Here is a 21,831-nt window from a genome sequence, read left to right as displayed (position 1 = left end):
CCTAATTTAAGCTGCTTGAGCAAGTAGGGCTTTTACTTTAAAGCGTGACACTTCGCCTAATAACTTGACTGACTGGTCTTTAAGGTTGTTAGAGTTATCAGTGGTTTCTGTCACTAAGATGCTGTTTTGTTGGATGCCATCGTCTAGTTCATTAATGGCATTATTGAGTTCTCTAATACCAGATGCCTGTTCGGATGTGCTGGTAGAAATTTCGGTCATGATTTCATTCACCGTGTGAATACTTTGGTTAATGCGTTCAAATGCCTCATTCGTGTTATTGAGTTGCAATGCGCCTTGATTCACTTGATGAACGACTTGGTCTATTAAATGACGAATATCCTGTGCCGCATCGGATGATTTGCTGGCAAGATTACGCACTTCTCCCGCCACTACGGCAAAGCCTCTGCCATGTTCACCGGCTCTGGCCGCTTCAACAGCAGCATTCAATGCCAATAAGTTGGTTTGAAAGGCAATGCTATCAATGAGTCCAACAATGTCACTGATGCGCACACTGGAAGATTGAATTTTATCCATAGAGGCAACCGATAGATTCATCACTTCTCTGCCTTGAAGCGTTAAAGAAAGTGCCTCTTGGGTTAAGTGATTTGCTTTGAGTGCATGGTCTGCCGCTTGCTCTACGCTACTGGTCATTTGCTCAATGGCACTGGCAGTTGATTCAATCGAGGCGGCTTGATTTTGAGTGCGATGTGCTAGGGCAAGATTACCCTCTGAGATAAATTCAATACCGCTGGACACCAAATTTGCGGTTTCTAACACGGTTTGCATTGCATGATTGAGTTGCTCGGTGCTGTGGTTTAAGTTGTTGCGTAAGGTTGCCATTTCGCCTTTACAGGCCGTTTGAATTTGATAGGTTAAATTCCCTTTGGCAAGATTGCCTATCGCACCATTCAAGGCATCGATACCCACACATAAAGCGTCTAAAGCATGGTTAATATAGTCTTTTAAATCTGCCAATTGTCCATTTGCTTTGGCATCGATACGGTGACGATAGTCAGCGACAGAAACTTGTTTCATGACTTGGTTAGTTTGCACAATAATCGTTTCAATTGAGGACATAGCAAAATCAATTTTATGTTTAATGTCGCCTTTTACCTCTGGGTTTAAGCGCGCAGAAAAATCGCCCGCAGCAATGGCATTGGCGATATCCTCTAAAGAGTGCATGGTGGTAGCAACGCTCTGAATAGAAGCATTAACATTATTTTTAAGGGTTAATAAATCACCACCGACCTGAACATTGATGGTCTGGTCAAACTCTCCCTTGGCCACCTTTTCTAATCCTGCATTGGTTTGGTCAAATATCGATTTTAAGTTTTGAGTGAGTTGATTGAAATTAGCAATGGCCTGACCAACTTCATCTTGATAGCGTATGGGCAGGCTTCTTGAAAAATCATTAGAAGTGGATACTTCGGTAATGCCTTTTTGTAAGCATTTTAAGGGGCGTACAATTTTTCCGATTAAGGTAGCGTACATCAGTGCAAAGAAAGCACCCACCGCCATTAACACTGCCACGATGAATATTAAGGTCAGTTGTTTAATCTGAGCCAAATAGCCAGTCATTTCTTGTAGCTTAAGGTCTTGCTGTAACTGATTTTGTGCCAGGTAGTTTTGCCAGAAAACTTCTATCGATTCGACTTGAGAATGAATAATGAGAAAGGCGCTGGTAAAAAAGATACCTGCCATAATCATCATCGATAACAAAAGTATGCTGAGCGTTTTAATGGAGGCTTTACTCCACAATCCATGCTTTTCAGTGTTCATAGTGGTCGCTCCTAATCAGGATGTTACTTGTTTTAAAGTGAGGAAAACTAATAGTTCTTTTTATTTAAATTTCAACTAAAAATTCTTTAGATAGTCTTTTAGTGCTTATAATACCGAAAAACTACGCAGATGTGATTGTGTTTTTTTATCTATAAATGAAGTTAATTTATAGCTGAAAAAGCGTAGAGATTTATGGGATTTGCCAATGGATAGGTTGTAACCCATGGCTTGTCAGATATTGATTGGTTTTTGAGAAAGGCTTGCTGCCAAAGAACCCTCTGTAGGCGGATAAGGGAGAAGGATGAACACTTTCAATCACATAGTGGCGTTGGCGGTCAATAATCGCGCCTTTTTTTTGTGCATAACTCCCCCAAAGGATAAACACTAAATGATCTTTGTGGTTATTTAACTGTCGAATGATGGCATCGGTAAATGTTTCCCAACCGTGATTTTGGTGGGCATTGGCTTTACCGGCTTCAACCGTGAGTACAGCATTGAGTAATAAAACCCCTTGTTCTGCCCAGGATTGTAAATATCCTGAATGTTGATTGTTAACTCCGCAATCGTCTAGCAGTTCTTTATTAATATTCAGTAATGATTTTGGAAGAGGTTTTACATCAGGTAACACTGAAAAGCACAAACCATGCGCATGCCCTGGGGTTGGGTAAGGGTCTTGTCCAATAATCACAACTTTGACGGCTTCAAAAGGGGTCGAGTTGAGGGCTTTAAACCAAAGCGAGCTGTGAGGTAATATCAGCTTTTTTTGGGCTTTTTCACTTTGTAAAAAACCTTTCAATTGCTGCATATAGGGCTGATTAAACTCATCCCCAATTTGCGCCAACCAACTTTCACTCAGTTGTATGTTATTTTCTGTCATAGACTCAATTAAGGGGCTAAGCGTGAAATTAACCAGTGTTCAGCATGGCCCGAGGCCAGGTTATTTTTAGCGGCTTTTTGATACACAAAACGGTCATCCATTTGATGGGCGCGTCTTTGCAAAAACTCAAACAGGTGTGGCTTTAAACAGTAGCCTCCCCAGGTGTCAGGGCAATGCAGCTTTGACCCTTGTTGTTCGGCTTGAGTCAGCAGAAAGTTTAGTTCAATGGTTTTGCGTCCAGGCACAGGTTCGCTTTGATGGCTTGAGAGCAATGCGAGTTGGGTTTCAAATGGCTGAGAAGTGAAAAAAGATTGTGATTCTTCTGGTGAAATTTTTTCAACAATCCCTTCAATGCGAACTTGGCGCTTGAGTTGCGGCCAATAAAATAATATTGATGCTTTGGGGTTGTGAACTAAATCTTGTGCTTTGGGGCTGTTGTAATGGGTGAAAAAAACAAAACCCTTGTCGTCCAGTGTTTTTAAATTCAACATTCGATTATGCGGTTGCCCTTGAGCATCTGTGGTCGCTAAACACATAGCGGTGGGTTCAAAAACGCCTTCATGCCAAGCCTTATCCATCCATTTTTTGAATTGATTAAAGGGGTCTAAATGAAGATCTTCGTGATTAAGAACCCTTTCGAGGGGGTCTGAGGGAACTGACTGCAAGTCTATGTTTGGCATTATCCAGGCTCTCTGCTACTATATCGAACAATATTATTCTACAGGAGTTTTGCTGGTGAGTGACACTTATAACGCCTCGGAAATTGAAGTTTTAACCGGGCTTGACCCAGTGCGTAAACGCCCTGGGATGTACACAGACACTACGCGCCCCAATCATTTGGCTCAAGAAGTCATTGATAACAGTGTGGATGAAGCCCTTGCTGGTCATGCGAATGAGATTACCGTTACCCATTTTGCGGATGGCTCCATGCAGGTGGAAGACAATGGCCGGGGTATGCCTGTAGATATTCATCCCGAACAGGGTATTCCCGGTGTTGAGGTCATTTTGACCAAGTTACATGCCGGCGGAAAGTTTTCTAATAAAGCCTATCAATTCTCAGGCGGTCTGCACGGGGTTGGGGTTTCGGTGGTCAATGCTTTGTCTAAACGCATTGAAATTCAAATCAAGCGGGAAGGTGCAATCCATCAAATTGCCTTTGAAAACGGTGAAGTGGTCGAACCTTTAGAAATCATTGGTAAAGTTGGCAAAAAAAATACCGGCACTAAACTGCGTTTTTGGCCAGACCCTAAGTTTTTCGACTCTCCCAAATACGCCCTCAAACGCCTGACTCATTTATTGCGTGCCAAAGCTGTTTTGAGCCCCGGTTTAAAAGTCACTTTTATTGACGAAGTGTCGAATGAAACCGAAGTTTGGCAATATGATGACGGCTTGCGTGATTATTTAAATCAAGCACTCGATGGCATCGAGCGCGTGCCTTTAGAAGGTTTTGTGGGTGAGGCTGCTGGCGAAAATGAAGCGGTTGCTTGGGCAATTACTTGGCTGGCAGAACCCGCAGAAACTGTGCTAGAGAGTTATGTCAACTTAATCCCAACCCCACAAGGCGGCACGCATGTTAATGGCTTGCGTTCTGGGGCGACAGATGCGATTCGTGAGTTTTGTGAGTTTCAAAATTTATTGCCGCGAGGGGTAAAGCTGACGCCTGAAGATGTTTGGCAAAATGTTGCTTTTGTGTTGTCCGCTAAAATGCGCGACCCCCAATTTGCAGGGCAAATTAAAGAACGCTTGTCATCGCGCGAATGTGTGCCTTTTATTTCGGGGGTGGTGAAAGACGCGCTGAGTTTATGGCTGAATCAAAATACCGAAGTGGCTACCAAAATTGCTGAAATTGTGATCGAAAATGCCAATAGCCGCAATAAAAAAGCCAAAAAGGTCACGCGTAAAAAAATTACATCAGGCCCTGCATTACCCGGCAAATTGGCAGATTGTACGGAATCGAATCTCGCCTTAACCGAACTGTTTTTGGTAGAGGGAGATTCAGCGGGTGGTTCGGCTAAACAGGCCAGAGATAAGCGTTTTCAGGCGATTATGCCGTTACGCGGTAAAATTTTAAATACCTGGGAAGTCGATGTGACTGAAGTCTTAGCCTCTTCTGAAATTCACGATATCAGCGTGGCGATTGGGGTTGACCCGGGCTCAGAAGACATCAGCGGTTTGCGTTATGGCAAGATTTGTATTTTGGCAGATGCTGACTCGGATGGTGCGCATATTGCCACCTTAATTTGCGCGCTGTTTGTTAGGCATTTCCCAGCTTTGGTAGAGCAGGGGCATATTTATGTTGCCATGCCACCTCTATATCGTATCGATGTGGGCAAACGCGTGTTTTATGCCTTAGATGAAGCTGAGCGCCAAGGGATTTTAGATCGCATTGTGGCTGAAAAACTTCCTGGAAAAGTGCAGGCCACACGCTTCAAAGGTTTGGGTGAGATGAACCCCTTGCAATTGCGCGAAACCACCATGATGCCAGAAACCCGTCGTTTAATTCAGCTGTCATTACACAAAGAAACCAGTGAATTGGTCATGGATATGTTGTTGGCCAAAAAGCGTTCTGGGGATCGTAAAATGTGGTTAGAAGAAAAAGGCGATTTGGCGGAGGTGTAGGTTTAATTTATTCGCCAGCGGGTTTGAAATGATGCAAGCCTTGTTTGTGGAGTCGTTTTTTGTATTCTATAAAGTCCTCAAGAATGCGTTTTTCACGCGGCGTGAGGATTTCAAAATCAATGCCCAAGTAATATCCGTTTGAGATATTGTGGATGTGTGTCACTAACCCATAGAGTGATAAGTTTTGAAAATATTCTAGGGCTGGGATTTCAAAAGCCACTTGTAGGCGAGTGCCTAATTTGGCTTTCACAGGGCTTTCCACGCCAACGCCTTCAATTGAAAGCTCTTTTAATTGGCCATCAACCGTGACGGTTTCCCCGATGAGTTTCGCCTTGCGATCCATCGGGTAGCTAACAGCTTTGGTCATGCGTTTATTAATCTCTCATGCTGTGATGATTGCTGATAAATTCACGAATTGCAGACTCGTAAGAAGGGTTGATGGTGTCAAAGACTATCCCCACCAAATATTGCTGTCTAACCTTGTTGCTGTGCACCACTTTGCCAGATATTTCGAATGGCGAGTGAATGGCATGGGTGGGGAGCGTGAATTTTAGTTTTACATTTTCACCTTCAAGCACTGGGGCATTGGCAATCACCCCAGAACCTTGGGCAGAAATATCAATCATTTTGCCGGTGTCTTCATGTTGATGATGCAAAATAATGGTGGGTTGCGAGGTAGATACGCGTTCGTATTGTCTTTGATTGTTTGGCATGTAAGTCAGTCTCTTGAAATTGAAAAGCCGATCCATTCTTGTGAATCAATTATAAGCATTTATGATGCCTAATGTCATGCGTAATGTCTGAGGATGCGTTTTATTTGGATTAGAAACTCAAATAGTTTAGTTACTCGAAATTCACTGTTAAAATGAAACTCTTACCTTTAAGTCAAGCCAAAGCCATCAAAGGAAAAATAAATGACCTCTTATTTTGAAGTTGCGGTAGAAAATATTAAGTGTGGCGGTTGCGCTAACAGTATCAAAACCAAGTTGCTGTCCAACCCCGAAATACACCAAGTAGAGGTCGACATTGAGGCAGGCCTGGTTAAAATAACGGCAGATTTGGCTCAAAAAAGCTCCGTGGTAGCGGCACTTGCCCAAATGGGTTATCCAGAAGTGGGGAGTGTGGAGGGCTTAAAGTCAGTGGGTGCAAAAGCCAAGTCTTTTGTGTCTTGCGCGATTGGCCGCATGAGTGAAGATAAAGATTCAGGAGATAAGGCATGACACAACAAACCATTAACTATGAAGGCATAGAGCAACGCACGGTTGCTGAGTTTACTGAAAAAGCCTACTTAGATTATGCCATGTATGTCATTTTAGACCGCGCACTGCCGCATATTAGCGATGGCTTAAAGCCGGTACAGCGCCGTATTATTTATGCAATGTCCGAGTTAGGGTTAAAAGCCAGTGCCAAGCATAAGAAGTCTGCCAGAACCGTTGGGGATGTATTGGGTAAGTTCCATCCGCACGGAGATTCGGCTTGTTATGAAGCCATGGTGCTCATGGCACAAGATTTTTCATTTCGTTATCCGCTGGTTGATGGGCAAGGCAACTGGGGTTCGGTTGATGACCCCAAATCGTTTGCCGCCATGCGTTATACCGAAGCCAAGCTATCGAAGTTTAGCCAGCTATTATTAGAAGAAACCGGTCAGGGCACCGTGGATTGGGCACCTAACTTTGATGGCTCATTAGAAGAACCTACCGTATTACCGGCTCGTGTGCCGCATGTTTTTTTAAATGGCACTTCGGGTATTGCGGTGGGGATGGCAACGGACATTCCGCCGCATAATCTTCGTGAAGTGGTCAATGCCTGTGTTGCTTTGTTAGACAATCCCAATTTAACCGTCCAAGAACTGATTGAGTTTGTGCCAGCGCCGGATTATCCCAACAGTGCTAAGGTGATTACGCCTAAGGCCGATTTGCAACGCCTGTATGAAACGGGCAATGGTTCTGTGCGGCAACGCGCCGCGTATTTTGTAGAAGATGGCGTAAATGTGGTGATTGATGCCTTGCCTTTTCAAGTGTCTGGTGCCAAGGTTTTGGAGCAAATTGCCGCACAAATGCGTGCCAAAAAATTGCCGATGGTGGTGGATTTACGCGATGAGTCAGATCACGAAAACCCGATTCGTTTGGTGGTGGAGTTACGCTCGAAACGCATTGATGTTGAAACAGCCATGCTACATTTATTTGCCACCACGGATTTAGAACGCAGTTATCGGGTTAATTTAAATGTGATTGGTTTAAATGGTCGCCCGCAAGTGAAAAACTTGAAAACCATGTTGGCGGAGTGGCTGGTGTATCGTTTAGAAACGGTGCGTCGTCGTTTGCAATATCGTTTGGATAAGGTATTAGAGCGTTTACACATTTTGGATGGTTTGCTGATTGCCTTTTTGAACATTGATGAAGTCATTGCCATTATTCGAGCCGAAGACAAACCTAAGCCAGTTTTGATGGAACGATTTGGTTTAACCGATGTGCAAGCTGAGTCTATTTTAGAATTGAAATTGCGCCACTTGGCTAAACTAGAAGAAATGCGCATCCGTGCCGAGCAGGCCGAATTAGAGGCCGAGCGTCAAAAGTTGGAAAAAATCTTGAACAGTCCAGCCCGTCTAAAAACCCTGGTAAAAACCGAGCTACTGGCAGATGCCGAGGCTTATGGCGATGAGCGCCGTTCGCCTTTAATTGAAGGTCGAGCCGCTCAGGCCATGAGCGAGCAAGATTTACTGCCCTCCGAAACCGTGACCGTGGTCTTGTCTGAAAATGGCTGGATTAGAGCCGCTAAAGGCCATGATGTGGATGGTTTGGCTTTGCCCTATAAATCGGGCGATGCCTTCTGTGACCAAGCCTTGGGGCATAGTCGCGAAATGGCGGTGTTTTTAGACAGTACAGGGCGCAGTTATTCCTTGCCCGCACATACCTTACCATCTGCCAGAAGTCATGGCGAACCCTTAACTGGGCGCTTAAGCCCAGGCAATGGCGTCAGCTTTAAGCAGGTGGTTTTAGGAAACCCGCAAGATAAAGTCATTATTGCGTCCTCCGCGGGTTATGGTTTTGTGACCCAGTTAGAAAATTGTTACTCCAAAAATAAAGCGGGTAAGGGGTTAATAACCTTGCCTGAGGGCGCCAATATTTTAAAACCCTGTTTGGTTGCGCCAAATGATTGGGTGATGGTGGTGACCAGTGAACCACGCATGTTGGTATTTGCCGCTGAAGAGTTGCCCGAATTGGCAAAAGGTAAGGGTAATAAGCTGATTCAGATGGCTCAAGAGTTTGAAGTGACGGCGGTTTTTGCCTTTGCACCTGGCAGTAAATTGGATTTAATTGCGGGTAATTATGTCAAAACCTTTGGGCCAACGGCCATAGAGGAGGCGCTTGCCAGCCGAGCTAAACGCGGTATTTCGCTCCCCAGAACGTTAAAAATGGTATCAAAAATTAGCCTCAGCGAATAGTTGAGTTATTGTTTGCGATTAATTGGTATTGAATTTGCTTGAAAGCATTCACTTAAATTCAAACAACAAAAAGACAAGCCTATGTTTTCAAAACCTGTTGCCATTATTGTTATTCTCGCCAGCTTTTTTGGCGGATTCCTTATGGAAGGCGGTACGCTGCTTTCATTGTGGCATCCGGCTGAGTTGATTATTATTTTGGGCATAGGCTTGGGGGTTTTTCTGGGCTCTACACCAGTTTATATTTGGCTTAAAACCTTGACTTACATTGGGCGATTTTTTGCCGGTGGTCGTGTGGATGGCAAAATGTATCAAGAAACCTTGGCCTTATTAGATGAATTGGGTCGTGTTGCCAGAAAAGACGGTATGTTGTCTTTAGAATCTCACATCGTTAATCCTGAGGGAAGCCAAATTTTTAATCGCTATCCAAGGGTCTTAAAACACAAAGAATTGCGCAAATTTATTGTCGACAACTTCAGTTACCTGTTACTCAATCCGCCACAATCCTTAAATTTTGAAAACTATTTAGGGTCTCAAATAGACGATATTATTCAATCCAATATGGAAGTGCCCAAAGCCACCGGCAAGCTAGCCAATTTGTTGCCAGGTTTCGGGATAGTTGCCGCCGTTATGGGGGTCATTTTAACGATGAACCTGCTCAGTGGTGATATGGATGTGGCAAAAATCGGTTCGTCGATTGGTGCGGCCTTAGTGGGAACACTGACCGGTATTTTCTTTGCATTTGCGGTGGTTGCTCCCTTTACGCACGCGGTGGAAGTGATGATTCGCCAAGATCGTTCCATCTATGAAATGGCCGCGGCTTATTTAACTGCGTTTCAGCATGGTGTTTCTCCAAGTTTGGCCAGTGAAATCGGTCGCCAACGCGTGCCGCCAGAATTTGAAATTCCCCGCGATAAAATGCGTTAAGCATTGCTAAGGAACCCCTTATGTCAAAAAGAAAGCATGAAGAACATGGTGAAGAAGGCGGTGCATGGGAAATAGCCCTTGCCGACTTAATGACCGTTTTAATGGTCTTCTTCTTGGTCATGTGGTTAACTTCGATAGTTGAGCCCAGTAAGCGTCAAGCTTTTGTGGATGCTTTGGTGGGTGAAACCGCGGGTAAAAATGTGGTTGAACTCAAAGAGGGTGCTCCAGAGTCAGTTGTTGAATCCCCTGTTGAAGAAACCAAGCCGCCAGTCAGCACTGAAGAAATTGCCGATGCCATGCAAGGGGTGAATCCTAAAGACATAGAAATTGAAGACACCGAAGAATTTACAAAAATTACCCTGCATTCAGATAGTTTCTTTGAAAGTGGGCGCGCCAATATCAGCGAAAAAACGCGTGAGCAGTTAGAGAAATTGGGCGAAACGCTCAGTGGTCGTGATCAAAAAATTACCATTACGGGTTATACCGACAGTATTCCCATAGAAAACTTCCAATTTCCATCTAACTGGGAACTCTCTGCGTCCAGAGCGGCAACAGTTGCCAGAACCTTTATTTATATGGGGGTTGATAAAACGCTGATTACCATCGAAGGTAAAGGGGACAATGAAGCGGTCGCACCCAATAATTCACCTTACGGTCGCTCTTTGAATCGCCGAGTGATTATATTGGTGAACAAGAAGTCTCATAGTGCCAGCCAAAAGCCAGCCGCGCCTGCTCGACAACAACCAGCCCCTGCGTCACAACAATATAGCCCTTATAACCGAATTCGATAACCGACTGTTAGGATTGCGCTTGGCAAACTGGGCAGTGGGTATCTTTTTTAAGATTGAGGGTGCGTATTTGCAGGGTATAGCCATCTAAAATCATCAGTTTACCCATTAAGGTTGGCAAACCAAGCAAGGCTTTAACGGCTTCTAGTGACTGCATGCTGCCCACCATCCCAACAATGGGCGATAACACCCCGTTTTGACTGCAAGTGAGTTCTTGATGGCTGCCAGGTTTATAGAGGCAAGCATAACAAGGGCTGTTGTCTTGCCGAAAATCATAAGTGGTCAATTGACCTTCCCAGCGAATGGCGGCGCCAGACACTAGGGGTTTCTTAGCCTGTAAGCATGCTTGGTTAATGGCAAATCGACTGCTGAAGTTATCGGTGCAATCGATAGCAATGTCAGCGGATTCCATTAGGGTTAAGAGTTCTGCCTCGTCTAAGCTGTGATTGAGCGTTGCAATTTGAATGTGGCGATTCAAGGCTTGCAGATTTTGTTTGGCAGAATCTACTTTGGCTTGTCCAATATTGGCTTCACGGTGCACAATTTGACGCTGCAGATTAGAGTCATCAACCGAATCGAAATCCACCAAAGTCAGTTTGCCGACACCGGCAGCGGCTAAATACAAGGAAACGGGAGAGCCCAGCCCGCCTAATCCAAAAATAACCGCATGGGATTGAGCAAGTTTGAGCTGACCGTCATAATTAATGTCGGATAATAAAATTTGTCGACTATAACGGCTGAGTTCTTCATCTGAAAGTTCTGTTTTATCAAAGTTCATCTGTTGGTCTCCGGTGTTTGCAACCATTGCCCTAGCGTCACTCGGGCATTTTGTTGATAATCTTTAACGGTTTGAATTTGTTGATATCCATGTTCAGAAAACAAGGCTTGAACACTGGCTTCTTGATTATAACCGTGCTCTAAAATCAACCAGGCCTGGTCATTTAAATGGCTTTTTGCCGCCTTAATGAGGTGTTGAATATCGTCTAATCCAGACATGCCAGCCGTGAGTGCGGTGATGGGTTCAAAGCGCACATCACCTTGCGATAAGTGGGGGTCTTGTTCTTCAATGTAGGGTGGGTTGGATACAATTAGGTCGAAAGTTTGATTCGCAATAGCGTTAAACCAATTGCTGTGAATAAATTGAATATCCAAGTTGAACTGTTTGGCATTTTGCTGGGCGATGGCTAAGGCTTCGAGTTGAAAGTCCAGCGCAGTCGCTTCTGAGTCGGGGCGTTCTGATTTGATGGCGCAAATAATCGCGCCAGACCCGGTGCCCATGTCTAATACTTTCGGGTGTTGCAATCCCTGCAGTTTTTCCAAAGCCACTTCTACAAGGACTTCAGTGTCAGGTCGAGGGATAAGCGTATGACGATTAACGGTTAAGTTAAGCCCCCAAAACTCGCGTTGCCCCGTTAAATGCGCCACAGGGTGACCGAGCTGGCGTTGCTGAATCAGTTCTAAAAATTGCTGGGATTGTTCTGCGGAGAGTTGTTTTTCAGGCCAGGTGTAAAGGTAGGTTCGGTCTTTTTGCAGCACAAACGCCAGTAAAACTTCAGCATCCAATCGAGCCGTATCGCTGGTTAGGCGATGCTTTCCAAGATGCAGTGCTTCCACCAGCGTTAATGGGGTCATGCGGCGTTATCACCACTCAGGCTGGCCAACAGTTCTGCTTGATACTCGTGGGCAAGAGGGTCTAACACTTGACCTAAAGCACCTTGCATGATTTCGTCTAGCTTATAAAGCGTTAAGTTGATGCGATGATCGGTTACGCGACCTTGTGGATAGTTATAGGTGCGAATACGCTCCGAACGATCGCCTGTGCCGACTAAACTTTTACGCTCTTGCGCAATGACGGCATCGTGTTTGCGTTGGCGTTCGTCCATGATGCGTGCCGCCAACAAGGACATGGCTCTTGCGCGGTTTTTATGTTGCGAGCGTTCATCTTGGCATTCAACCACGGTTCCTGTGGGGATATGGGTAATACGAATGGCCGAATCCGTTTTGTTAACATGCTGTCCACCCGCACCTGAAGCGCGAAAGGTATCGACTTTAAGGTCCGCAGGATTTAGGTCGACTTGTTCAACATCTGGCGCTTCGGCCATGATGACAACGGTGGCAGCAGAGGTATGGACGCGGCCTTGGGTTTCGGTTGCGGGAACGCGTTGCACTCTATGTGCGCCTGATTCGAACTTCAGTTTGGAATAAGCACCGTCGCCAATAATACGGCAAATGATTTCTTTGTATCCGCCATGTTCGCCTTCATTGGTATTTAAAACTTCCACTTGCCAGCGTTTGGTTTCGGCATAACGGCTGTACATACGAAATAGGTCACCTGCAAAAATCGCAGCCTCGTCACCACCCGTGCCCGCACGAATTTCTAAAAATATGTTCGCATCATCATTGGGGTCTTTGGGCAGTAACATTTTTTGCAAATCTAATTCAAGCGTTTCAATTTCAGATTCAAGTTCGGGAATTTCTTCAAGTGCCATTTCTTTAAGGTCGGCATCCCCCGAGTTAACCATCGCTTGCGCTTCTGCAAGATTGGCTTCGGCTTTACAAAACTGGTTAAAACTTTCAACAACGGGTGTCAGTTGCGAATGTTCTTTGCTGAGGTTGCGAAACTTGTTTTGGTCTGAAATGGTGTCAGGGTCTGAAATGAGGTGATTAAGTTCATCCAGTCTTTCAACTAAGGTTTCTAGTTTTGCGCGAATCGAATTTTTCATGGAAGGTCTTTATTTTTTAATTTAAGAGAGCGTTAGCTTCGTGTCACTGGCAAGCAGCGGATAAAAGTTGAAGACGCTAATGTTTTTTTGGCAATAGTAATTCTTGAGCTGCGGCGATGAGAGCTTCGTTACCTGTAACCCCTGCTTGGTGTAGCTGAGAGGTGGGGGTGTGCAATAATTTATTGGTGAGTTGATTAGCCAGTTTGGTGATTACCAGTTCGGCAGAGTCGCCATTTTTTAAATGGTGTAGGGCGTCTTTGAGCGCTTGGTCGCGCAATTCATAAGCATTGGTGCGGTACTGTTGAATCAGGGGGTTGACCTTTTGAATCGACAGATATTGCGTCATAAACGCTTCGGCTTGCACATCAATAATTTCTTCAGCAGCCTGTGCGGCATCTTGGCGCGAGCGTTTATTTTCTTCAATGATTTCTTGAAGGTCGTCCACGGTATAAAGGTAGGTGTCGCTAAAGTCACCGGCACCGGGTTCTATGTCGCGTGGCACGGCAATATCGACCATAAACATGGGGCGATTACGGCGTTTTTTGAGGGCTTGGCCAACTTGTGCTTTGGTGAGAACCGGCATTGGGCTGCCGGTTGAACCAATAACGATGTCGGCTTCATGAAGATGATCAGAAATCTCATGAAGTTCGATGGCATAACCCCCTAGCAATTCTGTCAGTTTATGAGCGCGCGCTAGGGTTCGGTTAGCAATAATCAGTTTGCCAATGCCACCTTCTTTAAGGTGACGAGCAACCAATTCAATGGTTTCACCAGCGCCCAGCAATAAAGCCGTACGCTCGGACAAGTCGCCATAAAATTGTTTGGAGAGCGCAACGGCAGAAAAGGCCACTGAAACCGGGCTAGCACCTATGGCGGTGTCAGTACGAACTTGTTTGGCAGTTTTAAAAATCTGCTGAAAAAGATGCTCTAGGGTGTGGTGTATGGTTTCGGCTTTGTGACCAAGATTGTAGGCATCTTTCATTTGCCCTAAGATTTGCGGTTCACCCAATACCAATGAATTAAGGCCGCTCGAAACTTTCATCATGTGTTTGGTTGCGTCTAGATTGTGGTATTCATACAAATAGCCATTGATGTCGTTGTGTTCAATGTTGAAGTATTGGTGCAGCCATTGACGAATTTCTGAAGTCGAGTTGTCGTTTAGAACGCCGTAGATTTCAGTTCGATTGCAGGTTGATAAGATGGTGGCTTCTTGTAAAAGTCCATTTTGTTTGAGTTCTGTTAAGGCGAGTGGAATTTGCTCGGTCGAAAAAGAAACCTTTTCGCGAATGTCGACGGGCGCTGTTTCGTGGTTAACACCAAGCGTAAATAGTTTCATAGGGAATCGTTTTGGGGCTCAAAGCAAAATAATGCAATCAAAGAGGCGTAATTTTGCTAAATTATCCCTCTAATTGCAAGTTTTGCATCACTTACCTGCTTAAAGAGTCATTTATTATGACACATTGCTAGGCCTTCTGTTCATTGGCCAGAATCGGTGTAGCATTTAATCGTTATACTGTCTTTAATTTAACTGCTTACTGGATATCTCTGTGTTGCGCTCAATCAAATTTAAAAACGCTTATTTACTTAGTTTATTGACTTTGTCTGGTTTGACTCAATTGTCAGGCTGCTCTCATTTGAATATGCCTGCGGCTAAAGAAACTTTAGCACCTGAAGCGGTGGAAATGAAGTCTGGCTTTGTGAATGCTCGCCTATCTACGCCGGTTGAAGAAGCGCCAACCTATTCGAGTATGGATGCGCAAACCATGTATCAGTTGATGATTGCTGAAATGTTGATTACGCATGGCCAGTTTCAAGATGCCTTTGACTTGATGATTCCGATCGCACAAAAGCGCCGTGAACCAGAGATTACGCAAAGAGTTTTTCAGTTGTCGATGCAAACCATGAATTTGTTATCGATGAAGCAAGCAACCACTTTGCTAAAAGAGGTTGAGCCAGACAAAGCCGTCACTTGGCAAGCTGCCTATTTATTGTCTTTGCAGGAAGGAGAGTTAGAAGCGGCCTTTAAAGAGTGGCAACGCTATGTGAAATTAGCCGATGCAGAAATGCGCGCCAAGTCAGCTATTGATGAAGATAGTGTGACATCTAAACTGTCTCAGCAGCAAACCTTTGAAAGTTTAGTGTTAGATACCGCCAATCGAGTTGCACAATCGTCTGCCGCTGAATATGGCTTGGCTTTTTTAAAAGAAATTCAAAAACAGTATCCCCAAGAACGAGTGGTGGGTTATGCGTTAGGGGCTGCAGCCTTAGCTTATCAAGATTATTCGGTGGCGCTTACCAGTCTTTGGGCGTCAGAAAAAAGCTATCAAGGGGTCGAGGATAAGACAGTTATCTATGAAGATATTTATACCAAGTTGGCGCAAGCCTATTTGGGGGCGACCTCTTATGAAGAAGGGTTGAATAAACTGGCGGGTTACGCAGCGCAAAATCCCAACATCTGGCGCTTTCAAGAGCAATATGCCAGATTAGAAGTTAAAGCGGAGCGTTATGAATCTGCCGTTCAGCGTTACTCGATGATTGTTGAGCAATTTCCTCAGGCTTACACCTCGCGTCTCTCTTTAGCCCTATTGTTAATGGAGCAAAAGCAATTCCCGCAAGCCGATGATTTGTTAAATCCGTTGTTAAATGTGCCCAGTTTTCAGTCGATCAGTTTGTATTACTCTGGTGTATCTAAAAAGTCACAAAACCAACCTGAACAGGCATTGTTGTTCTTTAAACAAATCGTTGAGGGTGAGTTTTACATAGAAGCACAATTGCAAATTGCCGAATTGGAATACCCAAAGATTGGGCTAACAAAAGTGCTTGAGCAGTTGGAAACCTTAAATGCCGAAGATCCAGAAGATCAGTTAAAGCTTTATCGTGCAAAAGCCATTTTTTACAAAGCGGCAGATAACATCCCTCAAGCCATTCAGAATTACGAGTTAGCCCTAAATATCATGCCGAGCAATATTGATATCTTGTTTTCTCAGGCGGCGTTGTTTTATGAAACGGCAGATTATCAAAGTTACGAAGATCGATTGAATCGTGTTCTTGCCCTTAAGCCAAATCAAGTGGATGCGTTAAACGCTTTGGGGTATTACTTTGTTGAGCAAAATATTCATTTGGATAAGGCAGAAGACTTATTGGCCAAAGCAGTTGCCATCGCCCCCGATGCTTATTATGTCTTAGACAGCCAAGGGTGGTTGCGTTACATGCAAGCGCGCTATTCTGAAGCAGAGGTGTTGTTAGAGAAAGCGATGGCGTTAAAGACGGATGAAGAAGTTTTGATGCACCTGATTAAAACCAAGTGGCAACTCAGTAAATTTTCAGAGGCTCAAGGCTTGTGGGATAAATATGCGCCGCAATTCCCTGAAAATGAAGATTTGCAGTCGCTGATGCGGAATCTCTCTAAAAACTAAGCCGCGCTAAATTTTTTAAAGCGTTGCGCCAAATTTTCTGAGTGAATGTAACCCATGGGTTTTGATAAAGTTTTTCATTAAAAGTGCCAATCTTACTGAAGCACCGAGTAAATTTTTTTAAGTTTTTATTAAAAAACGCTTGATTTTGAGTTTAAAGACTGGATAATACGCACCTGTCTTAACGAGACAGATAAATGTAGGGCTATCGCCAAGCGGTAAGGCAACGGGTTTTGATCCCGTCATGCGTTGGTTCGAATCCAGCTAGCCCTGCCATTATCCTCCCGAATTCTTCAAATCATTTTTATCCTCGAACCGTAGGAGATTGCCTGTAATGGCTTCTTATAAAAATGTCAGACTCTTCGCTGGTAATGCCAATGTTACCCTTGCAGAGAACATTTCCTTAGCCATTGATATTCCTCTAGGCAAAGCCGATGTTGGTCGCTTTAGTGACGGCGAAATTATGGTTCAAATTAATGAATCGGTTCGCGGTAAAGATGTTTATGTTTTACAACCAACCTGCACGCCTGAGCCAGCCGTCAATTTGATGGAAATGCTGGTGATGATTGATGCACTTAAGCGTGCTTCAGCCAAGCGTATTACTGCGGTTGTTCCTTACTATGGCTTTGCCAGACAAGACAGACGCCCTCATTCAGCTCGTGTACCAATTACCGCGCGTTTAGCGGCTGATATGATTACCGTTGCAGGTGCTGACCGCGTCATAACCGTTGATTTACACGCTGACCAAATTCAAGGCTTTTTTGACATCCCAGTGGATAACATCTACGGTTCACCGACTTTGGTCGAGGATATGTTGAAATCGCCTCACATCTCTGGCGAAAGCATGATGGTTGTTTCACCTGATATGGGTGGCGTTGTGCGTGCGCGTGCAGTTGCTAAGGCTTTAGGTTGTGACATGGCTATTATTGACAAGCGTCGTCCTAAGGCGAATGTTGCGCAAATTATGAACATCATCGGTGATGTCGCTGGTCGTGACTGTATTTTGGTAGACGACATGGTAGATACCGCGGGTACGCTATGTAAAGCGGCGCAAGCGTTAAAAGAGCATGGTGCCAAAAGTGTTACTGCTTATGTTGTGCATGCAGTTTTGTCTGGTCCAGCGGTTGAAAACATTAACAACTCTTGTTTAACAGAGTTGGTGGTGACAGATACGATTCCTTTATCAGAAGCTGGTTTGGCCTCTAGCAAAATTCGTCAGGTAACCGTCGCACCGATGTTGGGTGAAACCATTCGTCGTGTACACCAAGAAGAATCCGTGTCTGAACTCTACAACTTGAGATAAAACGCATTTTATTGTCTGGTCAAAAGCACCCATTTGGGTGCTTTTTTGCATTTAAGTCTTTATTATTTTTAAGTTTTCAGTATAATGCGCATCTTTCATTCTGTGCTTGGTCGCGAGCATGGATTTTAGATTCGAGAAATCGGATCTTGATTTTATTTTTTGGAGAAATCAAATGAGTTTAGTTTGGAACGCTGAAGTACGTTCAGATGAAGGGAAAGGTGCGAGCCGCCGCCTTCGTAATACAGGTAAAGTACCTGGTATTATCTATGGCGCAGGAATAGAGCCACAGTCAGTTGCATTTGCATCTAACTTTGTTACTCGTGTTTTACAAGATGCAGATTTATTCAACACCGTTTTGACCGTTGAAGTTGCTGGTGCTCAGCAATCTTGTATCATCAAAGATATGCAGCGTCATCCTGCTACCGGTGCTATTTCACACATCGATATGCAAAGAACTGATGAGTCTAGCTACTTAACTAAGCGTGTACCGATTAAATTCGTGGGTGCTGCCGTAGCGCCTGGCGTTAAGATGGGTGGTATGATGTCTTACATGCAGACAAATATTGAAGTAAAAGCTTTGGCAAAAGATTTGCCTGCATTTATTACAGTTGATGTTTCTAACATGGAAGCTCAAACAAGCTTGCGTTTATCTCAGTTAGCTATGCCAGAAGGCGTTAGCATCGTTGCATTAAGCCATGGTAACTCTGACTACGACCAAGCGGTTGTAGGTATTGGTAAGCCAAAAGCTGCTAAATAATTCTAGCGCTATCGCGTTAGTTTCAACTTAAAGCCAGCATTATGTCTTCTGTAAAACTCATAGTCGGTCTCGGTAATCCCGGAGCAGAGTATGAGCAGACCCGACATAATGCTGGTTTTTGGTTTGTGGAGGAAATTGCGCGCCAATATAATGTGCAGTTTCGTCCAGAACCCAAATTCTTAGGTCAAGCCTGTCGAATTCAGTCAAACGGTTTAGATGTTTGGTTATTAAAGCCAACCACTTTTATGAATCGCAGTGGCCAATCTATCCAAGCACTCGCCAAGTTTTATAAAATTACCCCTCAAGAGATTCTTATTGCTCATGACGAACTTGACTTAGAGCCAGGAATCGTTCGCCTCAAAAAAGGAGGGGGGCACGGCGGCCACAATGGCTTGCGTGACACCATTTCAGCTCTTGATACCAAAGAATTCTATCGAATTCGGCTGGGTATTGGTCACCCTGGGGACAAAAAGTTTGTGGTGGACTATGTTCTTAAAAATTGTGGCAAACAAGATCGTCAACTCATCGATGATGCCATTTATGCAGCATCAAGCCATCTACCAGAAATCTTGGATGGGCAATTTGAGAAAGTGATGAATCAGTTACACACCAAATAATTATTTAAAAGTCAGTAATGAGAGTAGGAGTTCAGTATGGGAATTAAATGTGGCATCGTTGGCTTGCCGAATGTTGGTAAATCTACCTTATTTAATGCATTAACCAATGCGGGTATTGAATCTGCTAACTATCCCTTTTGTACTATTGAACCGAATGTCGGCGTTGTCCCTGTTCCAGATGCGCGTGAAGCGGCTTTAGCTGAAATTGTTAAACCAGAAAGAGTTCTCTCTGCAACGGTTGATTTTATGGATATTGCGGGTCTGGTTGAAGGTGCTTCTAAGGGTGAAGGGTTAGGCAATAAATTTCTCGCAAACATCCGTGAAACCGATGCGATTGTTCAGGTTGTACGCTGTTTTGAAAATGATGATATCGTCCATGTTGCCGGAAAAGTTGATCCACTGTCAGATATCGAAATTATCAATATGGAATTGGTATTGGCTGATATGGAATCTCTGCAGAAAGCCGTGCAAAAAGTGCAACGAGTGGCCAAAAGTGGCGATAAAACAGCATCCGCAAAATTGGCAGTTTACGAAAAAGTTTTAGCAGCCGTAGAAGATGGAACTTTGGTTCGCCTAGTTCCATTAGATGAAGAAGAATTACTGCAATTGCGCGACTTACATTTATTGACCATCAAGCCAATGATGTATATCGCCAATGTCAACGAAGACGGGTTTGAAAATAATCCATTATTAACCGCGGTTGAAGAAGTTGCAAAAGCGCAAGGTGCGGTCGTTGTGCCGATTAGTGCAGAAATTGAATCGCAAGTTGCAGAGTTAGACGATGAAGATAAGGCTGAATTTTTAGCTGAAATGGGTCAAGAAGAACCAGGCCTGAATCGCGTTATTCGCGCAGCTTACGACTTATTAGGCTTACAAACCTACTTTACCGCTGGCGTTAAAGAAGTGCGTGCTTGGACGGTTAAAAAAGGCGCAACCGCTCCTCAAGCCGCTGGTGTTATTCACACCGATTTCGAACGCGGATTTATCCGTGCAGAAGTGACTGCTTACCAAGACTTTATCGATTATAAAGGTGACAGTGGTGCAAAAGCCGCTGGCAAACAGCGTTTAGAAGGTAAAGAATACATCGTGCAAGATGGCGATGTTATGCACTTCCGTTTTAATGTCTAATTAAATGCTAAAAAGGGTTTGAAAAAGATTGTCACATGGTTGACATCTTTTTCGAAATCCCTATAATACGCACAATCTTTTGGCTACATAGCTCAGTTGGTTAGAGCACATCACTCATAATGATGGGGTCCCAGGTTCGAATCCCGGTGTAGCCACCATATTCTTAAATCAGCCCGTTTCATACGGGCTTTTTTATTGCCTAAAATATCTTAAAATCAATAGTTTACGAGTATTCAACGAATTTACAATTCTGATTTCATTTTATTCAAACGCCTCAAATTTCATTTTTTTGTGTAAACTAGCGTGCATGTATGCGGAAATTGAATTACCTTAGTTCATCAAAACTTCTGGATATAAACGCTTGAATAAAAAAGATGATGCAAGCTTGAGGTGATTATTTGGATTCTTTGTTGGAATGTTTCGAGCAACTTAATAGTGAAAATTTAATACGGGTATAGGTTATGCAACAAGAACAAGATATTCGCTGGATTCAACGTTTTAATAATTACCAAAATGCTTTAAAACAGCTGGATAAAGCAATGGTTATTGTGAGTGCTCGCCCTTTGAGTGAACTTGAACAACAGGGGGTTATCCAAGCCTTTGAGTACAACTATGAACTTGCTTGGAATGTTTTGAAAGACTTCTATGAATATCAAGGGGAGATTTCTATTCAAGGCAGTCGAGATGCATTTCGTATGGCCTTTAGTCGTGGATTAATTGACAATGATAAACTTTGGTTAGAGATGGTCAAAACTCGACAATTGACAGTGCATACCTATAATGAAGCCACTATGCTACAAGTTCTGAAAGCCATTCAAAAAAATTATTATCCTGCTTTTGTAAAATTAAAAAATGATTTGATGAGGTTGTTGCCAAAATGACGGCAATATTAAAAAAAACGGAGTTGCCCGATGCCTTTGGGCTGAAGGCATCAACTATCCATTCAATACAGCAAGTTTTGTGGGCGCATCCAGAGATTCAAAAGGCTGTGATTTACGGTTCACGTGCCAAAGGGACTTTTAAAAAAGGTTCTGATATTGATTTAACCTTATTTACATTCGACCCTCAGCAACAACAGCTTTCACTTTTGGCTGAAATAGCTAATCAAATTGATGAGTTAGACTTTCTCAATCAAGTTGATCTTTCTTGGTTTGACCAGATTGAAAATCAAGATTTAATTGACCATATTAATCGGGTTGGTTGTCCGTTTTTTGACCGCGCTGATTATCGACTAACTGTTGAATCCCATCATTAACTCCGCGTTCTAAACCATGTAAAGAGACTTTCCCAGCCAAATATAGAATAACAGGAATGCTTGTATTTTCAGGGGTGCGTTCAAATTGCTCCTTATCCTTTTGCAGCATGATGTTATCCAGAAAATACAAAAATAAATTATAGAAATGGCGCCAATTTAGAGCGTGTTTTAACCAGGCCTGGGTAAATTTTCGCTGAATTGTG

The 21,831-nt window shown here is 43.7% G+C and carries 21 protein-coding genes and 2 tRNA genes; 14 read left to right on the top strand and 9 right to left on the bottom strand.

Features of this window, described 5'->3' with window-relative positions; all coding sequences use genetic code 11:
• Positions 1-6: 6 nt before the first annotated feature.
• The 3 genes from THMIRH_RS10085 to pdxH all read right to left on the bottom strand — a co-directional run bounded on the left by THMIRH_RS10085 (position 7) and on the right by pdxH (position 3,336).
• Positions 7-1,779, bottom strand: coding sequence for a methyl-accepting chemotaxis protein (locus THMIRH_RS10085; protein WP_173291968.1), 1,773 nt, complete (start codon positions 1,777-1,779; stop codon positions 7-9).
• A gap of 190 nt (positions 1,780-1,969) precedes the next feature.
• A complete protein-coding gene (gene ung, locus THMIRH_RS10080; protein ID WP_173291967.1) occupies positions 1,970-2,656 on the bottom strand; it encodes a uracil-DNA glycosylase in 687 nt (228 codons plus the stop codon).
• An 8-nt stretch (positions 2,657-2,664) separates the two neighbouring features.
• Positions 2,665-3,336 (bottom strand): pyridoxamine 5'-phosphate oxidase, encoded by a 672-nt coding sequence (pdxH, locus tag THMIRH_RS10075; protein ID WP_173291966.1) that lies wholly within the window; start codon positions 3,334-3,336, stop codon positions 2,665-2,667.
• A 55-nt stretch (positions 3,337-3,391) separates the two neighbouring features.
• Here pdxH and parE point away from each other — a divergent pair, with 55 nt between their 5' ends.
• Positions 3,392-5,275 carry a DNA topoisomerase IV subunit B gene (parE, locus tag THMIRH_RS10070; protein WP_173291965.1) on the top strand — a complete coding sequence of 628 codons (1,884 nt, stop codon included), beginning with the start codon at positions 3,392-3,394 and terminating at the stop codon, positions 5,273-5,275.
• A gap of 7 nt (positions 5,276-5,282) precedes the next feature.
• On the opposite strand, the gene THMIRH_RS10065 is transcribed toward parE, so the two are convergent.
• On the bottom strand, positions 5,283-5,642 hold the full coding sequence (locus THMIRH_RS10065; protein WP_173291964.1) for a PilZ domain-containing protein: 360 nt from the start codon (positions 5,640-5,642) through the stop codon (positions 5,283-5,285).
• Between the two features lie 7 nt (positions 5,643-5,649).
• On the bottom strand, positions 5,650-5,988 hold the full coding sequence (locus THMIRH_RS10060) for a PilZ domain-containing protein (protein WP_173291963.1): 339 nt from the start codon (positions 5,986-5,988) through the stop codon (positions 5,650-5,652).
• 201 nt (positions 5,989-6,189) lie between these two features.
• Between THMIRH_RS10060 and THMIRH_RS10055 the strand changes: the two genes are divergently transcribed.
• The 4 genes from THMIRH_RS10055 (at position 6,190) to THMIRH_RS10040 (ending at position 10,435) form a co-directional block, all read left to right on the top strand.
• Entirely contained in the window at positions 6,190-6,495 is a 306-nt protein-coding gene (locus tag THMIRH_RS10055; protein WP_173291962.1) for a heavy-metal-associated domain-containing protein, read from the top strand.
• Positions 6,492-8,720 (top strand): DNA topoisomerase IV subunit A, encoded by a 2,229-nt coding sequence (gene parC, locus THMIRH_RS10050; RefSeq protein ID WP_173291961.1) that lies wholly within the window; start codon positions 6,492-6,494, stop codon positions 8,718-8,720. Before THMIRH_RS10055 ends, parC begins: the two co-directional genes overlap by 4 nt.
• A gap of 81 nt (positions 8,721-8,801) precedes the next feature.
• The gene (locus THMIRH_RS10045; protein WP_173291960.1) at positions 8,802-9,644 is read left to right on the top strand and encodes a motility-associated protein; all 843 of its coding nucleotides are present in this window, start codon (positions 8,802-8,804) and stop codon (positions 9,642-9,644) included.
• Positions 9,645-9,664: 20 nt separating this feature from the next.
• Complete coding sequence (locus tag THMIRH_RS10040) at positions 9,665-10,435, top strand: OmpA/MotB family protein (protein ID WP_173291959.1); 771 nt, start codon at positions 9,665-9,667, stop codon at positions 10,433-10,435.
• Positions 10,436-10,442: 7 nt separating this feature from the next.
• Here the strand turns inward: THMIRH_RS10040 and THMIRH_RS10035 are convergent, their stop codons facing one another.
• From THMIRH_RS10035 to hemA, 4 genes are all read right to left on the bottom strand, one after another.
• Positions 10,443-11,210 (bottom strand): HesA/MoeB/ThiF family protein, encoded by a 768-nt coding sequence (locus tag THMIRH_RS10035; protein ID WP_173291958.1) that lies wholly within the window; start codon positions 11,208-11,210, stop codon positions 10,443-10,445.
• Entirely contained in the window at positions 11,207-12,064 is an 858-nt protein-coding gene (gene prmC, locus THMIRH_RS10030; RefSeq protein ID WP_173291957.1) for a peptide chain release factor N(5)-glutamine methyltransferase, read from the bottom strand. The genes THMIRH_RS10035 and prmC overlap by 4 nt, the downstream gene beginning before the upstream one ends.
• Positions 12,061-13,155, bottom strand: coding sequence for a peptide chain release factor 1 (gene prfA, locus THMIRH_RS10025; RefSeq protein ID WP_173291956.1), 1,095 nt, complete (start codon positions 13,153-13,155; stop codon positions 12,061-12,063). The genes prmC and prfA overlap by 4 nt, the downstream gene beginning before the upstream one ends.
• A 76-nt stretch (positions 13,156-13,231) precedes the next feature.
• Positions 13,232-14,491, bottom strand: a complete 1,260-nt coding sequence (hemA, locus tag THMIRH_RS10020; RefSeq protein WP_173291955.1) for a glutamyl-tRNA reductase — start codon at positions 14,489-14,491, stop codon at positions 13,232-13,234.
• A gap of 211 nt (positions 14,492-14,702) precedes the next feature.
• Between hemA and THMIRH_RS10015 the strand changes: the two genes are divergently transcribed.
• From THMIRH_RS10015 to THMIRH_RS09975, 9 genes are all read left to right on the top strand, one after another.
• Positions 14,703-16,571, top strand: a complete 1,869-nt coding sequence (locus THMIRH_RS10015; protein ID WP_173291954.1) for a tetratricopeptide repeat protein — start codon at positions 14,703-14,705, stop codon at positions 16,569-16,571.
• Between the two features lie 198 nt (positions 16,572-16,769).
• Positions 16,770-16,844 (top strand) — tRNA-Gln (locus THMIRH_RS10010).
• A 58-nt stretch (positions 16,845-16,902) separates the two neighbouring features.
• A complete protein-coding gene (locus THMIRH_RS10005; protein WP_173291953.1) occupies positions 16,903-17,871 on the top strand; it encodes a ribose-phosphate pyrophosphokinase in 969 nt (322 codons plus the stop codon).
• A gap of 172 nt (positions 17,872-18,043) precedes the next feature.
• Positions 18,044-18,628 carry a 50S ribosomal protein L25/general stress protein Ctc gene (locus THMIRH_RS10000; RefSeq protein ID WP_173291952.1) on the top strand — a complete coding sequence of 195 codons (585 nt, stop codon included), beginning with the start codon at positions 18,044-18,046 and terminating at the stop codon, positions 18,626-18,628.
• Between the two features lie 41 nt (positions 18,629-18,669).
• Positions 18,670-19,245 (top strand): aminoacyl-tRNA hydrolase, encoded by a 576-nt coding sequence (pth, locus tag THMIRH_RS09995; RefSeq protein WP_173291951.1) that lies wholly within the window; start codon positions 18,670-18,672, stop codon positions 19,243-19,245.
• 36 nt (positions 19,246-19,281) lie between these two features.
• Positions 19,282-20,373 (top strand): redox-regulated ATPase YchF, encoded by a 1,092-nt coding sequence (ychF, locus tag THMIRH_RS09990; protein WP_173291950.1) that lies wholly within the window; start codon positions 19,282-19,284, stop codon positions 20,371-20,373.
• Positions 20,374-20,454: 81 nt separating this feature from the next.
• Positions 20,455-20,531, top strand: a tRNA-Met gene (locus tag THMIRH_RS09985).
• A 303-nt stretch (positions 20,532-20,834) separates the two neighbouring features.
• A complete protein-coding gene (locus tag THMIRH_RS09980) occupies positions 20,835-21,254 on the top strand; it encodes a nucleotidyltransferase substrate binding protein (protein ID WP_173291949.1) in 420 nt (139 codons plus the stop codon).
• A complete protein-coding gene (locus THMIRH_RS09975; protein WP_173291948.1) occupies positions 21,251-21,628 on the top strand; it encodes a nucleotidyltransferase domain-containing protein in 378 nt (125 codons plus the stop codon). The genes THMIRH_RS09980 and THMIRH_RS09975 overlap by 4 nt, the downstream gene beginning before the upstream one ends.
• Positions 21,629-21,831 lie beyond the last annotated feature (203 nt).

Origin of the sequence: Thiosulfativibrio zosterae, from assembly GCF_011398155.1 — a bacterium.
Taxonomy (GTDB): Bacteria; Pseudomonadota; Gammaproteobacteria; order Thiomicrospirales; family Thiomicrospiraceae; genus Thiosulfativibrio; species Thiosulfativibrio zosterae.
This window is presented reverse-complemented; position numbering and strand designations above follow the sequence as displayed.

Excerpts from the sequence above, each read along its gene's own strand:
- ung (WP_173291967.1), bottom strand. The coding sequence starts at position 2,656 with ATGACAGAAAATAACATACAACTGAGTGAAAGTTGGTTGGCGCAAATT.
- THMIRH_RS10035 (WP_173291958.1), bottom strand. The coding sequence starts at position 11,210 with ATGAACTTTGATAAAACAGAACTTTCAGATGAAGAACTCAGCCGTTAT.
- THMIRH_RS10065 (WP_173291964.1), bottom strand. The coding sequence starts at position 5,642 with ATGACCAAAGCTGTTAGCTACCCGATGGATCGCAAGGCGAAACTCATC.
- THMIRH_RS10045 (WP_173291960.1), top strand. The coding sequence starts at position 8,802 with ATGTTTTCAAAACCTGTTGCCATTATTGTTATTCTCGCCAGCTTTTTT.
- THMIRH_RS09980 (WP_173291949.1), top strand. The coding sequence starts at position 20,835 with ATGCAACAAGAACAAGATATTCGCTGGATTCAACGTTTTAATAATTAC.
- pdxH (WP_173291966.1), bottom strand. The coding sequence starts at position 3,336 with ATGCCAAACATAGACTTGCAGTCAGTTCCCTCAGACCCCCTCGAAAGG.
- THMIRH_RS10000 (WP_173291952.1), top strand. The coding sequence starts at position 18,044 with ATGAGTTTAGTTTGGAACGCTGAAGTACGTTCAGATGAAGGGAAAGGT.
- hemA (WP_173291955.1), bottom strand. The coding sequence starts at position 14,491 with ATGAAACTATTTACGCTTGGTGTTAACCACGAAACAGCGCCCGTCGAC.
- ychF (WP_173291950.1), top strand. The coding sequence starts at position 19,282 with ATGGGAATTAAATGTGGCATCGTTGGCTTGCCGAATGTTGGTAAATCT.
- THMIRH_RS10060 (WP_173291963.1), bottom strand. The coding sequence starts at position 5,988 with ATGCCAAACAATCAAAGACAATACGAACGCGTATCTACCTCGCAACCC.
- prfA (WP_173291956.1), bottom strand. The coding sequence starts at position 13,155 with ATGAAAAATTCGATTCGCGCAAAACTAGAAACCTTAGTTGAAAGACTG.
- THMIRH_RS10085 (WP_173291968.1), bottom strand. The coding sequence starts at position 1,779 with ATGAACACTGAAAAGCATGGATTGTGGAGTAAAGCCTCCATTAAAACG.
- pth (WP_173291951.1), top strand. The coding sequence starts at position 18,670 with ATGTCTTCTGTAAAACTCATAGTCGGTCTCGGTAATCCCGGAGCAGAG.
- THMIRH_RS09975 (WP_173291948.1), top strand. The coding sequence starts at position 21,251 with ATGACGGCAATATTAAAAAAAACGGAGTTGCCCGATGCCTTTGGGCTG.
- parC (WP_173291961.1), top strand. The coding sequence starts at position 6,492 with ATGACACAACAAACCATTAACTATGAAGGCATAGAGCAACGCACGGTT.
- prmC (WP_173291957.1), bottom strand. The coding sequence starts at position 12,064 with ATGACCCCATTAACGCTGGTGGAAGCACTGCATCTTGGAAAGCATCGC.
- THMIRH_RS10055 (WP_173291962.1), top strand. The coding sequence starts at position 6,190 with ATGACCTCTTATTTTGAAGTTGCGGTAGAAAATATTAAGTGTGGCGGT.
- THMIRH_RS10005 (WP_173291953.1), top strand. The coding sequence starts at position 16,903 with ATGGCTTCTTATAAAAATGTCAGACTCTTCGCTGGTAATGCCAATGTT.
- THMIRH_RS10040 (WP_173291959.1), top strand. The coding sequence starts at position 9,665 with ATGTCAAAAAGAAAGCATGAAGAACATGGTGAAGAAGGCGGTGCATGG.